Raw genomic sequence first — 255 nt, forward strand, 5'->3', positions numbered from 1 at the left:
ACTACTGGCAGCAGATGCGCAAGATCATCCTGCCGCAGGCCCTGAAGATCGTCATCCCGCCGCTGGTCAGCATCTTCATCGCGCTGTTCAAGGACACCTCGCTGGTGGTCATCATCGGCATCTTCGATCTGACGCTGGCCGCCAAGGCGGCGCTGTCCGACGCGGCATGGCGCGGCTTCGGGGTAGAGGCGTACCTGTTCATCTCGCTGATCTACTTCGTCTTCTGCTTCTCCATGTCCAAGTACAGCCAGGCAC

General features: G+C 60.4%; 1 protein-coding gene. It reads left to right on the plus strand.

What is annotated here, in order from left to right; translation table 11 throughout:
* Window positions 1-255 (plus strand): ABC transporter permease subunit (locus tag AC6LJ2_RS30150; protein WP_498152773.1); only part of this gene is annotated, 255 nt, incomplete at both ends.

Source organism: Achromobacter sp. 1014246743 (assembly GCF_059760725.1).